This is a genomic window from Stenotrophomonas sp. TWI1409, from assembly GCF_039673015.1.
In the GTDB taxonomy this organism is placed as follows: Bacteria; Pseudomonadota; Gammaproteobacteria; order Xanthomonadales; family Xanthomonadaceae; genus Stenotrophomonas; species Stenotrophomonas maltophilia_A.
Window position 1 is genome coordinate 44,531 of the sequence record NZ_JBDJKU010000014.1, and the last position, 21,640, is coordinate 66,170.

At 66.1% G+C, this 21,640-nt stretch carries 17 protein-coding genes; 9 read left to right on the forward strand and 8 right to left on the reverse strand.

The window, feature by feature from the left end:
- The first annotated feature begins 8 nt into the window (after positions 1–8).
- Positions 9–362 (forward strand): SMR family transporter, encoded by a 354-nt coding sequence (locus ABE423_RS06820; protein WP_010485170.1) that lies wholly within the window; start codon positions 9–11, stop codon positions 360–362.
- A complete protein-coding gene (locus ABE423_RS06825; RefSeq protein ID WP_125894389.1) occupies positions 362–685 on the forward strand; it encodes an SMR family transporter in 324 nt (107 codons plus the stop codon). Before ABE423_RS06820 ends, ABE423_RS06825 begins: the two co-directional genes overlap by 1 nt.
- Positions 686–810: 125 nt before the next feature.
- Here ABE423_RS06825 and ABE423_RS06830 read toward each other — a convergent pair whose 3' ends face one another.
- From ABE423_RS06830 to ABE423_RS06840, 3 genes are all read right to left on the reverse strand, one after another.
- The gene (locus ABE423_RS06830) at positions 811–3,759 is read right to left on the reverse strand and encodes a TonB-dependent receptor (RefSeq protein WP_346485502.1); all 2,949 of its coding nucleotides are present in this window, start codon (positions 3,757–3,759) and stop codon (positions 811–813) included.
- Between the two features lie 69 nt (positions 3,760–3,828).
- The gene (locus ABE423_RS06835) at positions 3,829–4,773 is read right to left on the reverse strand and encodes a FecR domain-containing protein (RefSeq protein WP_180837634.1); all 945 of its coding nucleotides are present in this window, start codon (positions 4,771–4,773) and stop codon (positions 3,829–3,831) included.
- Positions 4,770–5,288: a sigma-70 family RNA polymerase sigma factor gene (locus ABE423_RS06840; RefSeq protein WP_346485504.1), complete on the reverse strand. Its 519-nt coding sequence runs from the start codon at positions 5,286–5,288 to the stop codon at positions 4,770–4,772. The genes ABE423_RS06835 and ABE423_RS06840 overlap by 4 nt, the downstream gene beginning before the upstream one ends.
- A gap of 147 nt (positions 5,289–5,435) precedes the next feature.
- Here ABE423_RS06840 and ABE423_RS06845 point away from each other — a divergent pair, with 147 nt between their 5' ends.
- Positions 5,436–5,816 carry a VOC family protein gene (locus tag ABE423_RS06845; RefSeq protein WP_106468284.1) on the forward strand — a complete coding sequence of 127 codons (381 nt, stop codon included), beginning with the start codon at positions 5,436–5,438 and terminating at the stop codon, positions 5,814–5,816.
- A gap of 195 nt (positions 5,817–6,011) precedes the next feature.
- Positions 6,012–7,991: a choline BCCT transporter BetT gene (gene betT / locus ABE423_RS06850; RefSeq protein WP_049400600.1), complete on the forward strand. Its 1,980-nt coding sequence runs from the start codon at positions 6,012–6,014 to the stop codon at positions 7,989–7,991.
- Between the two features lie 76 nt (positions 7,992–8,067).
- Here the strand turns inward: betT and ABE423_RS06855 are convergent, their stop codons facing one another.
- Both ABE423_RS06855 and ABE423_RS06860 read right to left on the reverse strand, forming a co-directional pair.
- A complete protein-coding gene (locus ABE423_RS06855) occupies positions 8,068–10,692 on the reverse strand; it encodes a TonB-dependent receptor (RefSeq protein ID WP_125894395.1) in 2,625 nt (874 codons plus the stop codon).
- Positions 10,693–10,919: 227 nt separating this feature from the next.
- Entirely contained in the window at positions 10,920–11,897 is a 978-nt protein-coding gene (locus ABE423_RS06860) for a zinc-binding dehydrogenase (RefSeq protein WP_346485507.1), read from the reverse strand.
- A 433-nt stretch (positions 11,898–12,330) separates the two neighbouring features.
- Here ABE423_RS06860 and ABE423_RS06865 point away from each other — a divergent pair, with 433 nt between their 5' ends.
- From ABE423_RS06865 to ABE423_RS06880, 4 genes are all read left to right on the forward strand, one after another.
- Positions 12,331–14,694 (forward strand): ribonucleoside-diphosphate reductase subunit alpha, encoded by a 2,364-nt coding sequence (locus ABE423_RS06865; RefSeq protein WP_253143729.1) that lies wholly within the window; start codon positions 12,331–12,333, stop codon positions 14,692–14,694.
- A gap of 147 nt (positions 14,695–14,841) precedes the next feature.
- The gene (locus tag ABE423_RS06870) at positions 14,842–15,882 is read left to right on the forward strand and encodes a ribonucleotide-diphosphate reductase subunit beta (RefSeq protein ID WP_346485509.1); all 1,041 of its coding nucleotides are present in this window, start codon (positions 14,842–14,844) and stop codon (positions 15,880–15,882) included.
- A 13-nt stretch (positions 15,883–15,895) separates the two neighbouring features.
- A complete protein-coding gene (locus ABE423_RS06875; RefSeq protein WP_253143734.1) occupies positions 15,896–16,375 on the forward strand; it encodes a flavodoxin in 480 nt (159 codons plus the stop codon).
- Positions 16,347–16,673: a thioredoxin family protein gene (locus tag ABE423_RS06880; RefSeq protein WP_032130003.1), complete on the forward strand. Its 327-nt coding sequence runs from the start codon at positions 16,347–16,349 to the stop codon at positions 16,671–16,673. Before ABE423_RS06875 ends, ABE423_RS06880 begins: the two co-directional genes overlap by 29 nt.
- Before the next feature lie 90 nt (positions 16,674–16,763).
- Here ABE423_RS06880 and ABE423_RS06885 read toward each other — a convergent pair whose 3' ends face one another.
- Entirely contained in the window at positions 16,764–18,095 is a 1,332-nt protein-coding gene (locus ABE423_RS06885) for an Nramp family divalent metal transporter (RefSeq protein WP_125894403.1), read from the reverse strand.
- 116 nt (positions 18,096–18,211) lie between these two features.
- Here ABE423_RS06885 and mntR point away from each other — a divergent pair, with 116 nt between their 5' ends.
- Positions 18,212–18,682 carry a manganese-binding transcriptional regulator MntR gene (gene mntR, locus ABE423_RS06890; RefSeq protein ID WP_006372477.1) on the forward strand — a complete coding sequence of 157 codons (471 nt, stop codon included), beginning with the start codon at positions 18,212–18,214 and terminating at the stop codon, positions 18,680–18,682.
- A 67-nt stretch (positions 18,683–18,749) separates the two neighbouring features.
- Here the strand turns inward: mntR and ABE423_RS06895 are convergent, their stop codons facing one another.
- Together ABE423_RS06895 and ABE423_RS06900 are read right to left on the reverse strand one after the other, a co-directional pair.
- Positions 18,750–19,298, reverse strand: coding sequence for a thioredoxin-like domain-containing protein (locus tag ABE423_RS06895; RefSeq protein WP_346485512.1), 549 nt, complete (start codon positions 19,296–19,298; stop codon positions 18,750–18,752).
- Complete coding sequence (locus tag ABE423_RS06900) at positions 19,288–21,447, reverse strand: TonB-dependent receptor (RefSeq protein ID WP_346485514.1); 2,160 nt, start codon at positions 21,445–21,447, stop codon at positions 19,288–19,290. The genes ABE423_RS06895 and ABE423_RS06900 overlap by 11 nt, the downstream gene beginning before the upstream one ends.
- Between the last annotated feature and the right edge of the window lie 193 nt (positions 21,448–21,640).

The following is a 21,640-nucleotide window of genomic DNA, read 5'->3' on the forward strand; positions in this document are numbered from 1 at the left end:
AGTTTCACATGTCCCGTACTGTTCCCGCCCGTGGCGCGCTGGTCGCCTGGGCCTGCCTGACCGTGGCGATCGTCGCCGAAGTGGTCGGCACCTCGTTCATGGCCCATGCCGCTCGCGATGGCGGCTGGACCGGCTATCTGATCATGGCCGGCGCGCTGGCGCTGTCCTATTTCTTCCTCGCGCAGTCGGTGCGCCGCATCGCCGTGGGCGTGGCCTACGCAGTGTGGGAAGGCCTCGGCCTGACCCTGCTCACTGTGGTCGGCCTCACCGTCTTTGGTGAAAGCCTGTCGCTGCAGCAGCTGGCCGGCCTGGTGCTGGCAGTGGTCGGCATCGTCTGCGTCACCCTCGGGGAGGCGCACTGATGAATACCTTGGCGTTTTTTTTCGTGATCTGTTCGGCCTTGATCGACGTCGCCGCCAACATGATGGTGGCCAAGTCGGAAGGTTTCCGCCGCTGGCGCTGGGGCGTCGCTGCAATCGTCATGGTCTGGATCGCCTTCGCCCTGCTCGGCCAAGCGGTGCGCTACATGGACCTGGCTACCGCCTATGCGATGTGGGGTGCGATCGGCGTGATCGGTACCGCCACCTGCGGCCGCCTGTTGTTCGGCAACCGCCTGCGTCCGATCGGCTGGGTCGGCATTGCGCTGGTCACTATTGCAGTGCTGCTGCTGAGTACCGCGAAGTGACGCATCGTTGCGCCAACCAAGGTTGGCGCCTACCAGAACCACGGTTGGCCCCTTCCAGAGCGTGAGCGGCCGCAAGCAAGCGCCCCGGGGATGATCTCCCCGGGGCGTTGCTGTTTCTGAAGCACTCAGAAGCGTGCGGTGAAGTTCAGCCGCGTGGTGCGCCCCGGGCCCGGCATCAGGCTCATCGCCAGCGTGTCCATGTAGTAGGTGTTGCGCAGGTTGCTGACCACCAGCTCCACTTCGCTGCGCGGCGTGAACTGCCAGCGCGCATAGAAGTCATAGATCGCGGTCGGCAGGTAGATGTTCTGCAGGCCGGTCGAGCCGGTGGTGTTCCAGGGCTTGTCCAGTTCGTGGGTGGGGCCGCTGTTGTAGGTGCGGCGGATGCCGGTATCCAGTCGCTTGTCGAACAGGCGGAAGCCCAGCGTGCTGTGAATCGAGTACTTCGGTGGGTTCTGCGCGTTGACGAACGAGGTGCCGAAGCCGCCGTCCACGCAGTCCGGAGTGGTGTCCAGCTTGCTCCACTTCGCATAGGGGTCTTCGCGCAGGCGCTTGGCGGTGGCCGCATCGCAGGTACGCGCGCGCTGGTAGTAGCTGGCCGACAGGTCGAGGTAGGCGATGCCGGCGTCATAACCGGACTGCAGCTCGTAACCGGACACGGTGTAGTTGTCGACGTTGTCGACGTAGAACGCCCAGTTGCTGGAATCGAAGCGGCGGGTAATGGCATTGTCGATATCGTTCTTGAACCACGCCACCTTGAACGCCAGGCGGTCACCGTTGCGCCACAGGTCCTGCTTGAGCAGGCTGAAGCCGATGTCCCAGGCGCGGTTCTTCTCCGGCTTCAGGTCAGCCACCGGCGCCGAGGTGCTGTTGCCCAGCGTCGACTCGAACAGGCTGGGCATCTTCCAGCCCTGCGCGTACTTCACGTAGAAGAACATGTCCTCGTCGAGGTTGAAGCGTGCTTCGGCATAGGGCGCGAAGCCGTGGCCGGAGCGCCGGATCGCCGGCTTGTAGCCCCAGGCAGTGGGAATCTGCTTGGTATAGAAGCCGTTGGCGCCGCGCGGATCGGGAATGAAGCCGTCGAAATCGTAGGCCTGGCCCAGCGTGCTGTCGCCATAGGGCGTAGCGCGCAGCGAGTCATAGGTGTAATTGCCCTGGGCATCCGGGTACCACTCCTTGTACCAGCCGGGCAGCAGCTGGCCGCCCTTGCTCAGGCGCGCGAAGGTGTAGCGCAGGTCGCGCGATTCACTGACGAAGGCCACGCGGTTGCGGTCGCGGGTGCGGTAGTCGGTGAAGCGGCCGCCCGCGGTCAGCGACAGCCAGTCCCACGGCTGCCATTGCAGCGAGGCGACGACGCTGGCCTCGCGGCGCGTGCCCGAGCGCAGGTAGCGGTTGTTGTTGAAATCCACCGGCAGCACCGGTGAGTTGGGCGCGGTGTCCTCGTGCTGGAAGGAGGCGCCATAGCGCAGCGTCCAGTCGCCCAGAGCATTGCTGAAGCGCGTGGTGTTGCTGCTGTCCACGCCCCAGCGCTGGGTCTTCACGTCCGACTGCAGTCCCGGGCCGTAGGTTTCGCCCAGCGTGTCCGGCATCTGGTCGTTGGGCACGTCCTTGAACAGCGGCGTGTTGGCGATGTTGCTGTTGAACATGCGGCTGGTGGCGGTGGTAAACCACAGCGTGCTGCTCAGGTCCAGCCACGGATGTGCCTCGGGCCGGTAGCGGTGGCGCAGCGAGGTGGCGTTGACCCGCATTTTTCCCGGCTCGAACTGGAACATGGTGTTGGCCTTGTCCACGTAGGTCACCCATTCATTGGACTCACCCACGCGTCCGATCGCCGACGGCATGATCTCGCCGAAGCTGGAGTTGAAGTAGCGGTGGCTCAGCTCCAACCGCTGGTCCGGGTTGGGCGTCCAGGTGAATTTCAGCAATGCCGATTCGTTGTCGGTATGCGTGTTGAGCACCTCATCGCCCGGATGGAAGAGCTTGGATACGGCCTGGCTGGACATGCCGGTACCGCCGCTGGACAGGTGCTGGTTGTCGTAGCGATGCGCACCGTTGCTGCCGGCGAAGAAGTTGCCCTGGCGGCGCCGCGCATAGGCCGCGACCAGCTGCCAGTCTTCGCCACGCTGGGCGAAGGCCACGCTGCCATTCCAGTCGCGCGGGTCGCGCAGGCTGTTGCGGTTTTCGCTGCCGCGCGCGATCTGCTTGAAGGTGCGGGTGCGGTCGATGCTGTTGTCGGCCACGCCGCCGCGCATGCGCAGGCCCCAGGTCTGGCCATCATCGAGGATGTCATCGACGTTCAACGTTTCCATGTAGACCACGCCGCCGATCGCGCTGGCGGCGTTGGCGGCCAGGCTTGGTCCCTTTTCAATGCTGACCGCACTGATCAGATCGGGATCGAGATAGCTGCGCTGCTGCACGCCGGCATAGCCGCGGTACACGTCGATGGCCTGCTGGCCGCCGTCGATGATCACCGGCACCCGGTTCTGGCCCTGCAGGCCGCGGATGTTGACGTCCAGCGCACCGCCGTTGCGAACGTCAGCGGTGTGCACGCCCACCGCACCGGCCAGCACGTCGCCGATCGACTGGCCGCGGAAGCGTTCCAGTTGCTGATGGTCCAGGTGCACGCGGGAGCCGCTGTCACGGTAGACCGCATCGGCATCGGCGAGGCCCCACGGTGAAGCGCCTTCGCCGGCCTGGCCAGCCACGCGCAGGGTGCCGATCTGGCGTACCCCGGCTTCAGCGGTGGGTGCCGCCTGCAGCACCACACCGCTGGCATCACGCTGGAAGGCCAGGCCGGTGCCGGCCAGCAGCTGCGCCAATGCGGCGTCAGTACCGAGCGTGGCCTGCACGCCGCTGCTGTGGCGGCCGCGGGTCAGGCGCGCATCGGCAGCGATCGACAGGCCCGACTGCTGGCCGAACGCGGTCAGGGCCTGGTCGAGCGGGCCGGGCGCAATCTGCCAGCGGACCGCAGCGGCGGTCTCCTGTGCATGGACCGAGGCAGGCAGCAGGCAGGGGGTCGCCAGGGCCATGCACAAGGCGATGGCCAGGGGGCGAGGGGAGGGGCAGGGCAGTTTCATGGGGGCGGCAACATCCGCAATGGGTTCCCTTGTAGTGCCCGGTGAGCGCGCAGAAAGGGAACCGCGATTTCAAAGCGGACGCACGACGGTCCACCACGGCCAGCGCTGCTCGACACGGATCGGCAGGGCGCGGGCCAGCAGATGCAGCGCCTGGGTGCTGTCCAGGCGTGGCAGTACTGCCGTGACCTTCAATGCGGCGAGCGCCGGATCACAACCCAGATAGCCCTGATGGTGGCGGGCCAGCTCATCGATGACGCGGACCAAAGGCGTGTCCTGTACCTGCAGGCGTCCGTCCTGCCAGTCACCGCGCAGAGGATCGGCAGCGACCGTTGTGAGCCCGCCCATCGGGCCGATCCGCACCGCGCCTCCGGCAGCCACATCCAGCGCCACACCGAACATCGGCAGGCAGCGCACCACGCCCTCGAGCACATCCAGGCGGCTGCCCTGCGCCTCACGACCGACCGCGAAGCGGGTGCCGATCGGCTGCAGGCGTGCTCCCGGCACATGCACGGTCAACGGCTGGCCGGCGAACGCAGGGTGATGGCCGGTCTGCAGCAGCAGCTCGCCACGCAGCAGATGCAGGGCGCGGCGGCCGCCGCCGATGTCGATGGTGACTTCGCTGTCGGCGTTGAGCCACAACTGGCTGCCATCAATCAGTCTCCAGTGCCCGGTGTGCCCGGCAACGGTGCGCTGCGTCTGCAGGCCGCGTTGCGCCTGCAGGCCATGCCGGCCCAGCAGTGAAACCGCGCCGATGCCAAGTGCACCACCGAGGCTGCACAGAGCCTGCCGGCGACGACGGCCTGCGGCATCCAGCGCGGTGGCGGCGGCCGGCGCCGACAGTGGAGCAAAGGACTGCCAGACCGTCTCGACCCGGCGCCACGCATCGGCATGGCCAGCATCGGCATGCAGCCATGCGTGCCATCGCTGCTGGTCGCTGTCACTCCAGCCCTGCTCGCGCAGCGCGAACCACTCTGCCGCCTGCTCCAGCGCCGGGCTGGCCAGTGCGGCATTCATGCCGTGGCATCGCCGGACAGGCGCAGGCAATGCAGCATCGCCTGCGCCATGTATTTCTTGACCATGCGCTCGGATACGCCCAGCTGTTGGCCGATTTCCGCATAGCCCAGGCCGGACAGCCGGGCCAGCAGGAACGCACGCCGCGGGCGTTCGGCCAGGCCGGCCAGCATGTCGGCGATGGCGTGCAGCAGTTGCAGTGCCTGCGTGCGTTCTTCCGCCGATGGATGCACCGGCTCCGGTTGGGCGGCCAAGGCCGTCAGGTAGGCGCGCTCCAGATCCGCGCGCTGCCAGTGATTGACCAGCAGCGCGTGCGCGATGGTGCTGAGATAGGCACGCGGCAGGCGCAGTTCGGACGGATCGACACGACGGCTGAGCAGGCGCACGAAGGTGTCCTGGGTCAGGTCGGCGGCGCAGTCGGCGTTGCGGGTGCGGCGGCGCAGCCAGCTCAGCAGCCAGCCATGGTGTTCGCGGTAGAACCCCGCCAGCGCGGTGCTGGAGGCGGCGGGCACGGCCATCGGCATCGATCGTTAATGAGAATGATTCCCATTATAGTGTGATCGGGAGGTGTACGACAAACCCTGTGCAGGGGGGGCAACGGCCAGGGCGTTTGCGATGACCGCCGGGCTCGCCGACACTGCGGTCTTTCCGCAGGGAGTGCCCGCATGTTCAGCCACATCACCGTTGGAACCAACGACATGGACGTCGCGCATCGCTTCTACGATGCCCTGTTCACCGCATTGGGCGCCCGTCCCGGTGTCTTCGATGACAAGGGGCGGCTGGTGTACTTCAAGGACGGCCGCATGTTCATCGTCACCGCACCGATCGATGGGCAGCCGGCGTGCCATGCCAACGGCGGCACGATTGGTTTCACCCTCGACAGCGCCGAGGCGGTGCGTGGCTGGCAGGATGCGGGCGTGGCCCATGGTGGCACCGCCATCGAAGACCCGGCCGGCATCCGCACCATGGCCGGGCGCCAGCTGTTCCTGGCCTACCTGCGCGACCCGGATGGCAACAAGCTGTGCGCGGTGCACGTAATGTCGTGATTGGCCAGTACGCGCGTGGCCGCGATGCACGCGGTCCGCGCGCGGCTGCGCTCGCAGGCACGCTTCGGCGCGCGCGTGATAACACGGAATGGTGGGCCGGGCCTGTGACCGCAGGCCGCAACTTCATGCTCTGTCCACTGCGGTTCAGCCAGAATCGATCGGCTAACCCTTTGATCTACCGGAGAACGCCGCCCCATGGAAGTACTGGAGCCGCAACAATCCCCGGTGCGCACTCTTCGACCTGTGTTCGCCTTCGCGGCGATCGTTGTCGTGGCGTTCGCGCTGTTTGTCAGCCTGTTCCCGCTCGGTGCGGGCCGCCTTCTGGTCAAGGCGCAGGACTGGGCCGCACTCAATGTCGGCTGGTACTACCTGCTGGCGATGACCCTCTACCTGGTGTTCGTGGTCGGCGTGGCGCTGTCCAAGTACGGTGGAATCAAGCTCGGTGCCGACCATGACGAGCCGGAGTTCAGCTATCTCTCCTGGGCCGGCATGCTGTTCGCCGCCGGCATCAGCATCACCCTGTTCTTCTTCTGCGTCTCCGAACCGCTGACCCATTACCTGCAGCCGCCACAGGGCGATCCGGCGGCCGGTGAGGCCGGCGCGCGCCAGGCCATGCAGCTGCTGTTCCTGCACTGGGGCCTGCACGGTTGGGGCGTGTTTGCACTCGCTGCGATGGCGATGGCCTACTTCGCCTACCGCCACAATCTGCCGCTGGCCCTGCGTTCGGCGCTGTACCCGCTGATCGGCAAGCGCATCAATGGCCCGATCGGCTACACCGTGGACGCGCTGGGCATTGTCGCCACCGTGTTCGGCATCGGCGCCGACATGGGCTTCGGCGTGCTGCACCTCAACGCCGGCCTGTCGCACCTGTTCAACATCCCGCACTCCAACCTGGTGCAGATCATCCTGGTGGTCAGCATGATGGGCGCGGCGGTGGCCGTGGCCGTTTCAGGCGTGGAGAAGGGCGTGCGCTGGATGGCCAACATCAACATGCTGCTGGCGATCGCGCTGGTGCTGTTCATGCTGTGCGCCGGGCCCACCCAGTATCTGCTCAGCACGCTGATGCAGAACCTGGGCGACTACCTCGGCAGCGTGGTCGGCAAGAGTTTCGATGTGTACGCCTATGGCGGCCGACCGGAATGGCTGGGCGGCTGGACGGTGTTCTACTGGGCCTGGTGGATCGGCTGGGCGCCGTTCGTCGGCCTGTTCATCGCCCGCATCTCGCGTGGCCGCACCATCCGCGAATTCGTGTTCGGCGTGCTGCTGATCCCGCTCGGCTTCACCCTGGCGTGGCTGTCGATCTTCGGCAACAGTGCACTGGACCAGGTGCTGCACCATGGCCAGCAGCAACTGGCGCAACTGGCGGTGGATGATCCACCCACCGTGCTGTATGCCCTGCTGGATGGGTATCCGTGGAGCAAGGCGGTGATCGCCGTGACGGTGTTCGTCAGTTTCATTTTCTTCGTGACATCGGCCGACTCCGGCGCGGTGGTGCTGTCCACGTTGTCCTCGCATGGCGGGGCGCCGGAGGATGATGGTCCGCGTTGGCTGCGCGTGTTCTGGGGCACGGTGATCGCGGTGCTGACCGCCGGGTTGCTGCTGGCCGGCAGCATCGATGCGCTGAAATCGGCGGTGGTGCTGGCGTCGCTGCCGTTCTCGGCGGTGTTGTTGCTGATGATGTGGGGCCTGACCCGCGCCTTCAGTGACGAATCGCACCGCAAGCGCGCGCTGCAGTACCGTCCCTCGCCGCTGATCGGTGACGACCGCCACCACCAGGGCTGGCGCCAGCGCCTGAGCCAGGCCATGCACTTCCCGGTGCGCGACCAGGTCTACCGCTTCATGGACGACACCGTGAAGCCAGCGATGGAGGCGGTGGCCGAGCAGCTGCGCGGGCAGGGCTGGGATGTGGCCACGCGGTTCGAGGCCGGCGACATGGAGTTGACGGTGAACCACGGCGAGCAGCAGGACTTCCTGTACCGGGTGATCCTGAGTGGCTACCTGACCCCGTCGTTCGCCGCGCAGCAGCTGCGCAACCAGCGCTACTACCGCGCTGAAGTGCACCTGTTCGAAGGCAGCCAGGACTACGACCTGGTCGGCTACAGCCGCAAGCAGATCATCAACGACATCATCAGCCAGTACGAACGGCACCTGCAGTTCCTGCACCTGAGCCGCTGATGCACGTTGATGGTAGTGCCGGCCGCTGGCCGGCAACGCGAACGGGGCGGCGCATCACCGCCGCCCCGATATCGCATCAGAACCGGTAGCGCGCCCCCAGCGAGACGAACTGCCCGCGCAGGTTGTACTGGCTGATGTCGAAACCGTTGGAGCCACCGGCCGGGTCGAACGGCGGGTCCTTGTCGGTCAGGTTCAGCACCGACAGCGACAGCGTGGTGTTGGGAATACCTTCGTAGGCCACGTAAAGATCCAGCTGGTGATACGGCTTGATGCGGTCACGCAGCCCCGGGTTGCTGGTGACCGTCGCCACACGCTGGTCGTAGCCACTCACGTACTGCAGGCTCAGCGTGCTGCTCCAGTCGCCCACCGCCCAGTTCAGCGAGGTGGTGCCGCGGGTGCGCGGCAGTGCGCCGTGGCGGTTGTTGCCGGCCCCGTCATAGGGCGCCTGGCCGGCCACCAGCGGCTGCTTGAAGCTGAGCAGGTGGGTCCAGCTGCCGGCGACGGTGAAGTTGCCCCAACCGTCGGTGCGGAAGGTACGGCTGGCGTCCAGGTCCAGCCCCGAGGTGGTCAGTTCGCCCTGGTTGGCGTACTGGTTGGTGATGAATTGGATGCGTCCGTTCTCGCGTTGTACGCGGCCCGGGAACAGGGTCGGGTTGTCGACGATGAACTGCGCACTGTCAGGCTTGACCAGGTTGTCCTGTTCGATGCGGTACCAGTCCAGGCCGATGCTGGTATCGCCATCCGGCGACCACACCGCACCCACGTTGAAGTTACGCGAGCGCTCGGCCTTCAGGTCAGGGTTGCCGGTGCGGATGTTGGTCACGCCGCGGCTGCCGCCCGGTTGCAGTGGGTCGAACGGATCGATCACCGAGCCGTAGCTGACGGTCTGGCCCGGCGCGATTTCGGGCAGCGACGGTGCACGGAAGCCGCGCGAGAACGAGCCGCGCAGCAGCAGGCTGTCCAGCGGCTGCCAGCGCAATGCCACCTTCGGCGAGAACGCCTTGCCGAAGTCGTCGTAGCGGTCGCCGCGACCGGCCAGCTGCAGTTCCAGCGTGCGGTGCAGCGGCACGCTCAGTTCTGCGTAGGCGGCACTGACCTGGCGCTCGCCGTTGACCACGTTGATGGCCGGGCGCAGCTCGGTACCCGACAGCACCTGTGCGCTGGTGCGCGCATCCAATGATTCCTTGCGGAACTCGGCGCCCCAGGCGAAGCCGACTGCACCGGCCGGCAGCTCCCACAGCGTGGTCGACGCCTTTACGTTCAACGCGTGCAGCTTGTACCAGCCCGGACGCTTGGTCTGCAGGCGCAGTGCATCCAGCGCCCCCGGCGTGCTGGACGGGTTGAGGAAGTTGTAGCTGCCATCGCGCAGGATCTGCTCGAAGGCGTAGCGGTTGACGAAGTTGTCGACGTACTCGCGCTGTGCACTCTGCGAGGTCAGCGCTGCCACTTCCCAGTCCCAGCGCTCGCCACTGCCGCGCACGCCGGCCAGGGCACGGTAGAACACCTGGGTGTTGTCCTTCAGGCGCGGGCCGAGATCGAAGAAGGTGTACTCGAACGGCAGCGGCGTGCTGCCCGGGTTGTTCGGGTGGCCGACCGGCAGCACCGCCGGCACATCGATCAGGGTGCCGGTGGCCGGGTTGTAGGCACGCAGGCCCGGCCCGACGGTCAGTGGCGCGCTGAAGATCTGGTCGGCCTTGTTGTGGCTGTACAGCACATCGGCGAAGGCCTCGACGCTGTCATTGAAGCGGTAGGTCGCACTCAGCGACGCCTGCAGGCGCTCGGCGCCGGGCTGCAGGGTCTTGAACGGCTGCGCATTGAAGGCGCAGGCCTGGCCGGGCAGGGTGCTGCCGAAGTCGCTGTACGGGCGCAGCTGGCTGCCGTCGGGGCAGTTGGCGAACGGTTGCGGCGCACGCGGGTTGCTCAGCCAGTTGCCACCGGCAGTGGACCACCCGGCCAGGCGACCACCGGGCTTGTCGCGGAAATCGCCGCTGCGGGTATAGGCACGGTCATCGCCATCGAGGCGGTCGCGCTTGAGCAGATCCAGCCCGAACAGCACGTTCCAGCCCTGCTGTTCCAGATCACCGAAGCCGGCCAGCAGGTTGGCCTTGCGTTCGTTCAGGCCGCCCTGGGTGGCGGTACCGAAGCCGCCGCCGACTTCCACGCCCTGGAAGTTCTTGCGCAGGATGATGTTGATGACGCCGGCGATGGCGTCGGAGCCGTACACCGCCGAGGCGCCATCCTTCAGCACTTCGATGCGCTCGACCGCACTGATCGGCAGCGCGTTGAGGTCAACGAAGGTGTCCTGGGTGTTGAGCGCGAAGCCGAAGTTGGACACCCGATAGCCGTTGACCAGCACCAGCGTGTTCTTCGGTGACAGGCCACGCAGGCCGATCGATGCAGAACCGGCGGCGAAGCTGCCGGTGTACTGCTCGTCGAAGCTGTTGCCGGCATTGGCCGACAGGTTGCGCAGCACGTCGGTGAGGGTGGAACGACCGGTCTGTTCGATCTGTTCGCGGCTGACGATCTGCACCGGGTTGGGCCCGGCGGTATCGCTGCGCTTGATGTTGGAGCCGGTCACCAGCACAGTGCCGAGGGTGGTGCTGTCCTTGCCGGAATCGGCGGTTTCAGCGGCGCCGGCAGCGCCGGCGGTGAGGCCCAGCGCGATCGCGCCGGCAAGCAGGTTCAGGGTGGTGCGGTACATGGAAGCGACAACGCCAAACGGGGGAGGAGCCGTCAGTACCGCACGCAGCCACGTGCGCCTTCCAATGACGAAAGCGCATTCAGTTATACATCACAGGTTCTTAACGAAAGTAGACGCTCTCGGCGGCGCGATCTGTCCTTCGGTGGGTGCGGACCGTTGGTCCGCACTCCTCCTGCGGGTCAGATCCCGTTCCAACGGAAAGGGATCCGACCCCGGTTGTCCGGCCATCACGGCCGCAGCAGCACCTTGCCGTTGCGGCCCGAACCCGCACCGGCCTTTGCTGCCTGGGCGATGTCGTCCAGCGCGAAGACCTGCTCCACCGGCAGGGTCAGTTCGCCGCTCGCCGCACGCTTCAGCAGCTCGCCAACCAGCCGGCGCTTGTCCTCCACTGCCATCGCCTGGCTGACCTTGCTGCCCCAGAAGCCCTTCACCGTGGCTTCCTTGTAGATCAGGCCGCCGGCGGGAATGCGCATGGGTTCGCCGCTCATCACACCGAACGACACCAGGGTGCCGTGGTGGCCAAGCAGGTCGACCAGATCGCCGCTGGCGTCGCCGCCAATGGAATCCACCGCGGCCGCGGCCTGCGCTTCGCCGGTCGCTTCACGAACGCGATCCTTCCAGCCGTCCACCGAGGTGTCGAACACATTATCGATGCCCAGCGCCTGCAGCTGTGCGACGGCATCCGCATTGCGCACCAGGTTGGCCACATGCACGCCACGCGCCCGCGCCAGCATCGCCAGCGACTTGCCCACCGCGCCGTTGGCGGTGTTCTGCACGATCCACTGGCCCGTCTCGACGTGCAGGAACTCCAGCAGCATCAGCGCGCTCAGCGGCATCGCGATCAGCTGTGCGGCCATTTCGTCGGGGATCGCCTCCGGCATCGGAATCACCATGCGTGCCGGGGCGATGAAGGCCTCGGCCCAGGTGCCGTGCACCGAGGCGGCGGCAACCCGCTGGCCGATCTGCAGGCCGTCGACGCCGTCGCCGAGTGCATCGACCACGCCCAGTGCTTCACTGCCCCCGATCGCCGGCAGCGTTGGCTTGTAGCCATACAGGCCGCGCACGGTCAGCAGGTCGTGGTTGTGGATCGAGGCCAGCACGGTGCGGATGCGCACTTCGCCGGGGCCGGGCTCGGGCAGGGCGGCATCGGCAATGGCGAGGACGTCGGCCGGGTCGCCGAAGGAGGGGTACTGGGCAGCGCGCATGGGCGGTGTTCCGGGGAAAGTTGATGTTGTACCGAACTGGGGACGCAGGGGATGTCGACAAGGCGCCGCCGGTGCAACACGGCATCCTGCGACTGATCGTCGCGACATGTGCTGATTACCGCATCTTGTGTTGACGGCTCCGAGTATCCCCACTATGTTGTGGCCGTCACTCCCGGTCAGCCGCCGCCGCCGGACATGCAGCAAACGTCCCGCGGCCCGCCCCTGAAGGCTTGCCGTGTCGACGCGGCCGCCATCGTGCGGACCCAGATCGCCCCCACGGCCCGGATACCGGCCGCAGGCGCAGGCTGTTGCCGACGATCTGGTGTTCCCGCGCTTTGGCATCCCACCCCGACCGCCCCGTGCGCCGGTATCGCGTGCAGGGCCGCCATGGCATCGACCGCCGACGCGCGTGCGAGCCTGGAGTTTCACCACCATGACCGACAGTACCTTCCGCGTGGCCGATCTGGCCGGCGCTGGCGACGCCTTGCGCGCCGGTGGCGAGCGCGTGCCGACCTGGATCACCAAGGAGGCCGGCAACCGTCGCCTGCCGTTCGAGGCCGAGCGCCTGCAGCGCAGCATCGACGCCGTGCATGCCGAGTTCCCGCAGCTGGATGTGAGCGACTACCGCCGCGTAGTGCAGGCGATGGTCGAACGCAAACCGAGCATCAGCGCCGATGACCTGGTCGATCTGCTGATCCGCGAGGCCGAATCGCGCGTGGACCTGGTCGCGCCGGAGTGGGAACAGTTTGCCGCGCGCATCTACCTGCGTCGCCTGTACAAGCGCGCCAGCCGCAACCGCTTCTACGACGTCGGCCTGAAGTACGGCTCCTACGTGGGCCTGCAGGAAAGCCTGGCCGATCGCGGCATCTACAGCAACGACATCCTGCGCTGCTACTCGAAGGAAGAATTGCAGCAGGCCGGCGAGATGATCGATCCGGAACGCGATCGCCTGTTCGCGTACAACGGCCTGTACCTGCTGGCCACGCGCTACCTGGCCAGCGACCGCAGCCGTGAGGTCTACGAACTGCCGCAGGAGCGCTGGCTGACCATCGCGCTGTACCTGATGCAGGAGGAAAAGCCGCGCGAGCGGCGCATGCAGCTGGTCGGAGAGGCGTACTGGGCGCTGTCCAACCTGTACATGACGGTGGCCACACCGACCCTGGCCAATGCCGGCAAGGTGGGCGGGCAGTTGTCGAGCTGCTTCATCGACACGGTGGACGACAGCCTGCAGGGCATCTATGACTCCAACACCGATATCGCCCGTGTGTCCAAGCACGGCGGTGGTGTTGGAGCCTATCTGGGCTATGTGCGCAGCAGCGGCGCGCCGATCCGTGGCGTGGCCAATTCCTCCGGCGGCGTGGTGCCGTGGATCAAGCAGCTCAACAACACTGCGGTGTCTGTTGATCAGCTCGGCCAGCGTAAGGGTGCGGTGGCGGTGTACCTGGACATCTGGCACCGCGACATCGAAGCCTTCATGGACCTGCGCCTCAACAATGGGGACCAGCGTCTGCGCGCGCACGATGTGTTCACCTCGGTGTGCGTGCCGGACCTGTTCATGGAAGCGGTCGAGCGTCGCGCCGACTGGTACCTGTTCGACCCGCACGAGGTGAAGCAGGCCAAGGGCTGGTACCTGCAGGACTTCTACGACGAGAAGCGTGGTTCGGGCAGCTTCCGTGACCGCTACGCCGAGCTGGTGGCCGATGAGCGCATCAGCCGCCGCACGGTGAAGGCCATCGATCTGTTCAAGCGGATCATGCTCAGCCAGCTGGAGACCGGCAACCCGTTCCTGTTCTACCGCGACGAGGTCAACCGCCGGAACCCGAACAAGCACGCGGGCATGATCTATTCCAGCAACCTGTGCACCGAGATCCTGCAGAACATGAGCCCGACGCGGATGATCCAGGAGATCGTCAGCGGCGACCAGATCGTCACCACACGCCGTGCCGGTGACTTCGTGGTCTGCAACCTCTCCTCGATCAACCTCGGCCGGGCGATCAGTGCGCCGGATGACCTGCTGGCCACCGATGTGCTGGAGCGCCTGATCCCGATCCAGGTGCGCATGCTCGACAACGTGATCGACCTCAACGCGTTGCCGGTGCCGCAGGCCACCATCACCAACCGCAAGTACCGCGCCATCGGCCTGGGCACGTTCGGCTGGCACCACCTGCTGGCGCAGCAGGCGATCCAGTGGGAATCGCCGGATGCCGAAGAGCTGGCCGACCGCCTCTACGAGCGCATCAACTTCCTGACCATCCAGGCCAGCGCGCAGCTGGCAAAGGAAAAGGGCAGCTACCCGATGTTCGCCGGCAGCGACTGGCACAACGGCCGCTACTTCAGCGATCGCGACTACAGCGGCGCGGCCTGGGACAGCCTGGCCCGCGAGGTCGCCACGCACGGCCTGCGCAACGGTTGGCTGCTGGCCGTCGCGCCGAACATGAGCACCGCGCAGATTGCCGGTTCCACCGCATCGATCGACCCGATCTACAGCGCGTTCTACTACGAGGAAAAGAAGGATTTCCGGCGTCCGGTGGCTGCACCGGGCCTGTCGCTGGAGACCTGGCCGTACTACGAGAAGGGTGCCTACAAGGTCGACCAGTTCGCCAGCGTGCGCCAGAACGCGCGCCGCCAGCGCCACGTCGACCAGTCGATCAGCTTCAACCTGTACGTGCCCAGCACGATCCGCGCCAGCACGCTGCTGGAGCTGCACCTGAGTGCCTGGCGCGAAGGCCTGAAGAGCACCTACTACGTGCGCTCCAACGACATCGACATCAGCGAATGCGAGTGGTGCTCCAGCTGACCACCGGCGACCCACGGTAGTGCCGGCCGCTGGCCGGCAACCCCGCGATCTACGGTAGTGCCGGCCGCTGGCAGGCAACCCCGCGATCCATGGTAGTGCCGGCCGCTGGCCGGCAACACGATAGAAAGAGAACGAAGGCAGGAACCCATGGCAACCCCCCTCGACCGCATCAAGATCCTCGAACCGCGCCATCCCAACCGCAGCACCGGCATCATCAACGGCCGCACCAGCGGCATCCTCAACTGGAACGACATTCCGTACCCGTCGTTCTATCGGGCCTACAAGGAGCTGTCGACCAACTTCTGGATTCCCGACGAGGTCGACATGAAGCTCGATGCCCGCCAGTACGGCGAGCTCAACGCACGCGAAAAGAACGCCTACGACTCCATCATCGGCCTGCTGGCCACGCTCGACTCACCGCAGACCCGCTTCATCTACAACGTGGCCGAGTACATCACCGATCCCGCCGCGCATGCCAATGCAGCGATCATCGGCCAGCAGGAAGTGATCCACAACGAGAGCTACAGCTACGTGCTGGCCTCGATCACCGACCTGCCGAACCAGAACCGCATCTTCGAGATCGCCCGCACCCATCCGACCATCATCAAGCGCAACGCACCGATCATGGGCGCGTATGACGACTTCATGCGCGAGAAGACCGCCGAGACCCTGCTGAAGTCGCTGATCCAGTCCTCGATCCTGGAAGGCATCAACTTCTATTCCGGTTTCGCCTACTTCTACAACATGGTGCGGCAGAACCGCATGAACGGCACCGGCAAGATCATCAGCTTCATCAACCGCGACGAGCTGGCGCATACCAAGTTCATCAGCGAGCTGATCCGCGCCATCATCGGCGAGAACCCTGAGCTGCAGACCAACGAGCTGACCGCCTACGTGCACCAATCGTTCGAGCATGCGATCGAGCTGGAGACGCAGTGGTCGTCGGAGGTGCTGGACGGCATCGATGGCATCGACGTGGACGAGATGGTGCGCTACATGAAGTACCGCGCCAACAAGATGGCCGGCATGCTCGGCATCGAGCGCCTGTACAGCGACACCACCGACAACGTGATGCCGTGGATCAAGGCCTACGCCGACAACTTCACCGAAACCAAGACCGACTTCTTCGAGATGCGCAATGCAAGTTACAAGAAGACCAACGTCGACAACGGCTTCGACGACCTCTGAGCCCAGCGAAGCGCTGAGCATCCTGCTGGTGGTCGCCTCGTTGAGCGGCAACACCCGCGAGCTCGCTCGGCAGATTGCGGAGCGTTGCCGCGCAGCGGGCCATGCGGTGCACTGGCAGGAGGCCGACGACCTGCGCCAGGCACCGCCTCTGGCCGCCGATGAGGCCGACCTGGTGTTGCTGGGCTGCTGGACCGACAACGCCGGCCGCACGCCGTCGGAGATGAAAGCCTGGGTGGCCGGCATCGCCGAGCGCGGCGAGCGGCCACGGCAGCTGGCGGTGTTCGGTACCGGCGAGACGCAGTGGGGGCAGGAGTACTACTGCGGCGCCGTGCACCGGCTGATCCGCTACTTCCACAGCGACTACCCGCCGCTGGAGATCGAACAGATGCCGCATGGCGTTCGCCATGCCGCGGCCATCGAGGCCTGGACCGACGCGGTCCTGGCCCATTACTGGAGCAACACCGATGCAGATCATCGACGCCACCACGCCTGAGCAGTTCCAGCAGCTGCTGGCCGAACATCCGAGGGTGCTGGTGGATTTCCACAAGGACCAGTGCCCAGGGTGCCGGATGCTGGAGATGTCGCTGCACCGCGTGGCGACCAGCAGTGCAGGGCAGGGCATCACCCTGCTGCGCGTGCAGCTGGAAGTGCTGGGTGAAGCGTTCTTCAGGGGACTGGGGTTGCGGCAGACGCCGACGCTGTCCCTGTTCCGTGACGGCGACGAACGCACCCGCCTGGCCGGGTTCCAGTCGCCGCAGCAGATTGAAGCCGCCATTGCGCTGCATCTGTAGAGTCGAGCCATGCTCGACTGCTGTTCGCGCGGTGATGGAATGAGTCGAGCATGGCTCGACTCTACAAAGGCATCCACGCATGGCGTGGATCTACTGGCCGCTGAAGGTATCCACCAGCAGCTTCACGTTCAACGCCACGATCACCAGCGCGATCACCCAGGCGATGCTGCCCAGCCAGCGCGGGGCCACCAGCGCGCCCATCGTCACCTTGTCGGTCACGATCCGCACCAGCGGGATGATCGCGAACGGCAACTGCATCGACAGCACCACCTGGCTCAGCACCAGCAGCTTTACCGCGCCCTGGTCGCCGAACAGCATGATCACCACCACCACCGGAATGATCGCCAGCGCCCGCGTGATCAGCCGCCGCAGCCACGGCGGCAGACGCAGGTGCAGGAAGCCTTCCATCACGATCTGGCCGGCCAGCGTGGCGGTCACCGTTGAATTCAGGCCCGAGGCCAGCAGCGCAATTGCAAACAGCGTCGCAGCGGCGCCCACGCCCAGCATGGGCGCCAGCAGCTGGTGCGCCTGCTCGATGTCTTCCACATCAAATCGGCCATTGGCATGGAACACCGCCGCCGCCAGGATCAGGATGCTGGCGTTGATGAACAGTGCCAGGGTCAGTGCAAGGGTGCTGTCGGTCACTGCCCAGCGCAGCGCGCTGCGTCGGCCTTCATCGGTGCGCGGGTAGGCACGGGTCTGCACGATGGACGAGTGCAGATAGAGATTGTGCGGCATCACCGTGGCACCAATGATGCCGATGGCGATGTACAGCGCGTGCGGATCAGTTACCACCTGCGCGCGCGGAATGAAACCGCCCAGCACTTCCATCACCGGCGGTGCGGCCAGCGCGATCTGCACCATGAAGCAGGCGAAGATCACCATCAGCAATGCGATCACGAAGGCTTCCAGCGCACGGAAACCGCGGTTCATCAGCAGCAGCACCAGCAGCGTGTCCAGGGCGGTGATCACCGCGCCCCACAGCAACGGCAGGTCGAACAGCAGCTTCAGCGCGATCGCGGTGCCGATCACTTCGGCCAGGTCGCAGGCGATGATCGCCGCCTCGCACAGCGCCCACAGCGCCAGGTTCACCGGCTTGGGGTAACGCGCGCGGCAGGCCTGGGCCAGGTCCATGCCGGTGGCGATGCCGAGCCGCGCCGACAGCGCCTGCAGGATCACCGCCATCAGGTTGGAAATGAGGATGACCGACAGCAGCAGGTAGCCGAAGCGCGAACCGCCGGCGAGGTCGGTGGCCCAGTTGCCCGGGTCCATGTAGCCGACCGAGATCATGTAGCCCGGGCCGAGGAAGGCCAGCAGGCGGAACCACCAATGGCCCTTGTCGGGCACCGCCACCGAGGCGTTGAGCGCACCCAGGCTGGCCGCAGTGGAGGCCGAAGGGTCGCGGGGTGCCAGGGTGTTCATGGCTCCGAATATAGCTCCTGCTATAGTCATTAGCAATGTGAAACAATCGTCTTTATCGCGTTACTGGTCCAGAATTCAGGTTCAACACCGGAACAACCGGAAGGACAGGCGCAGGCGTGGGCAAGACCGACGATTCGACATCGCTGAAAAGCACCCCCTTGATCGAGGCCGAGCGCCAGGTCGAGAGCTTCCGGCAAGTGCGCGAGGCGCACCGGATGGAGCTGGTGGAGGACTATGTCGAGCTGATCTCGGACCTGCTGGCCGACGGCGGCGAGGCCCGCCAGGTCGACATCGCCACCCGCCTGGGCGTGGCCCAGCCCACTGTGGCGAAGATGCTGCGGCGGCTGGCCCGTGATGGCTGGGTGGTGCAGCGGCCGTACCGCGGCGTGTTCCTGACCCCGGAAGGCGAGGCGCTGGCGCATGCCAGCCGCCAGCGTCATCAGACCGTGGAGCGTTTCCTGCTGGCGCTGGGGGTGGACCCGGATACCGCGCGGCGCGATGCCGAGGGTATCGAGCACCATGTAAGCGAGCAGACGCTGGCGCTGTTCGAGGCGTTCGTGCGCAAGGCCGAGGGCGAGGCGCCGTAACGGTAGCGCCGGGCCATGCCCGGCGGCTGTTCGCGCGGTGATGGAATGAGTCGAGCGTGGCTCGACTCTACAGATCGGGCGGACAATGGGCCTGCTGCTGCGCGCACGCGTGTTTCGCCCATTCCTTCAACACCGGTTGCAGGCCTTCGTAGCGGCGCCCTTGCCAACCATTGGCCAGCACCTTGCCGTCGGCATCGATCAGCACCAGATTCGGCGGTGCCAGCCCGGCCAATGCCTGCAGTGCCGGCATGCGCGCGGCACGGCGCGGGTCCAGCACCGGCCACGGCATGTCCTGCGCGTGCATGTAGCGGCGCAGCGCGGCCTCGCTCTCATCCAGGCTGACGTACACCACTTCGGTATCGGCGCCGGCCTCGCGCAATGCGTCACGCACGCTGCGCAGTGTGGGTACGAAGGCATGGCAGGGCGCGCACCAGTCGGCGCCGAAGTACAACGCCACCAGCTTCGGTGGCGATGACCACTGCATCGGCCGCAGCGAGCGCTGATCCGGCCGCACCAGCGAGGCCGAGACCTGCGCGTGGAGGTCCGCAGCCATCGCCGGTGCGGCCAGCAGCACGGCACAGGCCAGCAACAACGCTCGTAGCGGCTTAGAACGCATAGCGCAGGTTGACGTACCACGAGCGCGCGAAGCGCGGCCCATAGACATAGTCGCTGTCACGCAACGCACCCACCTCCAGATCCTTCTGGCGCTGGTCGAACACGTTCTTGACGCCTGCGGCCACCGACACTTCCTGCTGCGCCTGCGCGCCCAGGTGACGGTGCCAGCGCGCACCCAGATCGGTCACCAGGAATGAACGCGTGCGGTGCAGTTCGCCCAGCCGGTTGTTCAGCACCGACATCGGCCCGGTGTGGCGCAGCGCGACGAAGGTCTCCCACGGCTCGGCCGGCATCCAGCTGAGCTGGGCCAGGCCGGTCCAGCGTGGGGTCTTCAGGTAGTCCCGGCTTTCGATCACGGTGTCGCCGCCGTCGCCGGTGTCGTCGAAGATGCGCTGCGGTTCGCGGAAGCGCGAGCGGTACCACGAGGCTCCCGCGGTCAGGCGCCACTGTGGCGACGGCTGCCAGCCCAGGTTGGTTTCCGCCCCCAGCACGTTGGAACCGGACGCGTTGTAGCGCAGCTGACTGAGCTGTCCGTCATCGCCGCGCTGGATCTCGCCCAGTGCGAAGGTGTCGCGGATGCGCGCATACGAGGCGGTGGCATCCCAGCTCCACACCGGATTGGCCGGGTCAGATCGCCAGTCGAAGCCGAACAGGGTGGTCAACGCGCGCTCTTCCTTCAGGCCGTCGGTGTTGCGCACGCGCACCTGTTCGCCACCCAGCGTATCGACATGCACATCCTCGACGAAGATTTCCGGTGCACGGAAGCCAGTGGCAACGCCTGCCCGCCACTTCAGGTTGGGCGTGGCCTGCCAGGCCAGCGCGATGCGCGGCGAGAACACCGCGCTGTCCAGCTCCGAGCTCTTGTCCACGCGCGCACCCAGCACCAGGTCGACGTTGTCGCGCAGGCTCCACTCGTCCTGGATGAAGGCGCCCAGGTTGTGGAAAGTGGCATCCTCCAGCACTGCCAGGCGCTGCCCGTCACCGGTGCGGTTGTCGTCGCGCAGTGACTCGTGCTTGTACTGCACGCCGAAGGCCAGCGCGTGCGCACCCAACCGCCAGTTCAACTGGCTGTCGATGTAGTGCAGCGGGTTGTGGGTGCGGCCGTACTGGCGCCATGAGCGTGAGGCGGCGCTGCCGGCTACGTTCGGATCCAGCTGCGACGGGTCATAGCCAGGCGCAGACGGATCGGAGACCACGTCACCCAGGCCGCCATAGAAGCTGTCACGGTCGATGTCGGCGAAGGCATAGGCCAGGCGGAAATCAACGTCGGCATTGATCTCCTGATCCCACGACACGCTGCCTCGGCGGTACTTCGTATCCAGCGATTCGGCGATGTTGGCCAGGTATTCGGGCTGGTCCAGGCGGTTGCCGCCGCGGCGGGTTTCATCGGTCACCTGCAGGTCCAGGCGCAGCCGCGTGCCCGGCGTGGGCGCATACCAGGCCTGCAGCCCGCCGACCTTGAGGTTCTTGCGGGTGATCTCGGTGTAGCCGTCACCGTTGTAGTCGATGCCGCTGTTCCAGTTGCGCTGGGCAATCACCGACAGCCCGGCGTCGGCATCCTTGGCCACCAGGTCGAGGCGCACATCGGCATTCTTCTGCGGCGTGCCTTTCAGCACATCCACGCCGGCCTGCACATGGCCGCCGCTGCGCGCCGGCAGTGGCGGGATCAGGTTGATCACACCGGCCACCGCGCCCGGGCCGTACAGCGCCGAGCCGCCGCCCTTGACCACTTCGATGCGGTCGACGAACCCGGCCGGGATCTGTTCCAGGCCGTACACGCTGCCCAGCGTGGACAGCAGCGGGATGCCATCGAACAACAGCTGGTTGTAGGCGCCGGGCAGGCCCAGCAGCTGTACCTCGCTGGTGTTGCAGTTCTGGCAGTTGCTTTCCACGCGCAGGCCGTTGATCAGCTCTGCGGCACGCGAGAAGTCAGTGGCCGCGCGCAGCGCGATGTCTTCCTTGCGCAGCACTTCGGTGCGGATCGGGACATCGGACAGCAGGCGTTCGCTGCGGGTGGCAGTGCTGACCTTGACCTGCACACGGTCCAGCTCGGTCGGCTTCGGTGTGCCTGCCAGCGCAGGCAGCGGCAGGGTCAGGGCGATGGCGGCAGCCAGAGGCAGCCGGCGGGAAAGGGGTCTGGAAACGGGCATGAGGGCGTCGTCCTTGGGAGAGGAAAGGCGGCGAGGGCGACCTGGCTGACGCGTATGAAAGCAGAGGGTTATAGATATAGCAATGGCTATATAAATAAGTCCGTGCAATCACGAAGCCGAAAGCAGGATCAGAACATCGCGGACGACGGTGTTATAACATTACAAATCAACGCCAGAACCCTGCCGGATGTCA

What these genes read in the sequence shown, in the direction of transcription:
- betT (WP_049400600.1), top strand. Translation starts at nt 6,012, where the DNA reads ATGGAAGTACTGGAGCCGCAACAATCCCCGGTGCGCACTCTTCGACCT.
- ABE423_RS06855 (WP_125894395.1), bottom strand. Translation starts at nt 10,692, where the DNA reads ATGTACCGCACCACCCTGAACCTGCTTGCCGGCGCGATCGCGCTGGGC.
- ABE423_RS06840 (WP_346485504.1), bottom strand. Translation starts at nt 5,288, where the DNA reads ATGGCCGTGCCCGCCGCCTCCAGCACCGCGCTGGCGGGGTTCTACCGC.
- ABE423_RS06865 (WP_253143729.1), top strand. Translation starts at nt 12,331, where the DNA reads ATGACCGACAGTACCTTCCGCGTGGCCGATCTGGCCGGCGCTGGCGAC.
- ABE423_RS06880 (WP_032130003.1), top strand. Translation starts at nt 16,347, where the DNA reads ATGCAGATCATCGACGCCACCACGCCTGAGCAGTTCCAGCAGCTGCTG.
- ABE423_RS06820 (WP_010485170.1), top strand. Translation starts at nt 9, where the DNA reads ATGTCCCGTACTGTTCCCGCCCGTGGCGCGCTGGTCGCCTGGGCCTGC.
- ABE423_RS06860 (WP_346485507.1), bottom strand. Translation starts at nt 11,897, where the DNA reads ATGCGCGCTGCCCAGTACCCCTCCTTCGGCGACCCGGCCGACGTCCTC.
- ABE423_RS06900 (WP_346485514.1), bottom strand. Translation starts at nt 21,447, where the DNA reads ATGCCCGTTTCCAGACCCCTTTCCCGCCGGCTGCCTCTGGCTGCCGCC.
- ABE423_RS06845 (WP_106468284.1), top strand. Translation starts at nt 5,436, where the DNA reads ATGTTCAGCCACATCACCGTTGGAACCAACGACATGGACGTCGCGCAT.
- ABE423_RS06870 (WP_346485509.1), top strand. Translation starts at nt 14,842, where the DNA reads ATGGCAACCCCCCTCGACCGCATCAAGATCCTCGAACCGCGCCATCCC.
- ABE423_RS06895 (WP_346485512.1), bottom strand. Translation starts at nt 19,298, where the DNA reads ATGCGTTCTAAGCCGCTACGAGCGTTGTTGCTGGCCTGTGCCGTGCTG.
- ABE423_RS06830 (WP_346485502.1), bottom strand. Translation starts at nt 3,759, where the DNA reads ATGAAACTGCCCTGCCCCTCCCCTCGCCCCCTGGCCATCGCCTTGTGC.
- ABE423_RS06885 (WP_125894403.1), bottom strand. Translation starts at nt 18,095, where the DNA reads ATGAACACCCTGGCACCCCGCGACCCTTCGGCCTCCACTGCGGCCAGC.
- ABE423_RS06825 (WP_125894389.1), top strand. Translation starts at nt 362, where the DNA reads ATGAATACCTTGGCGTTTTTTTTCGTGATCTGTTCGGCCTTGATCGAC.
- ABE423_RS06835 (WP_180837634.1), bottom strand. Translation starts at nt 4,773, where the DNA reads ATGAATGCCGCACTGGCCAGCCCGGCGCTGGAGCAGGCGGCAGAGTGG.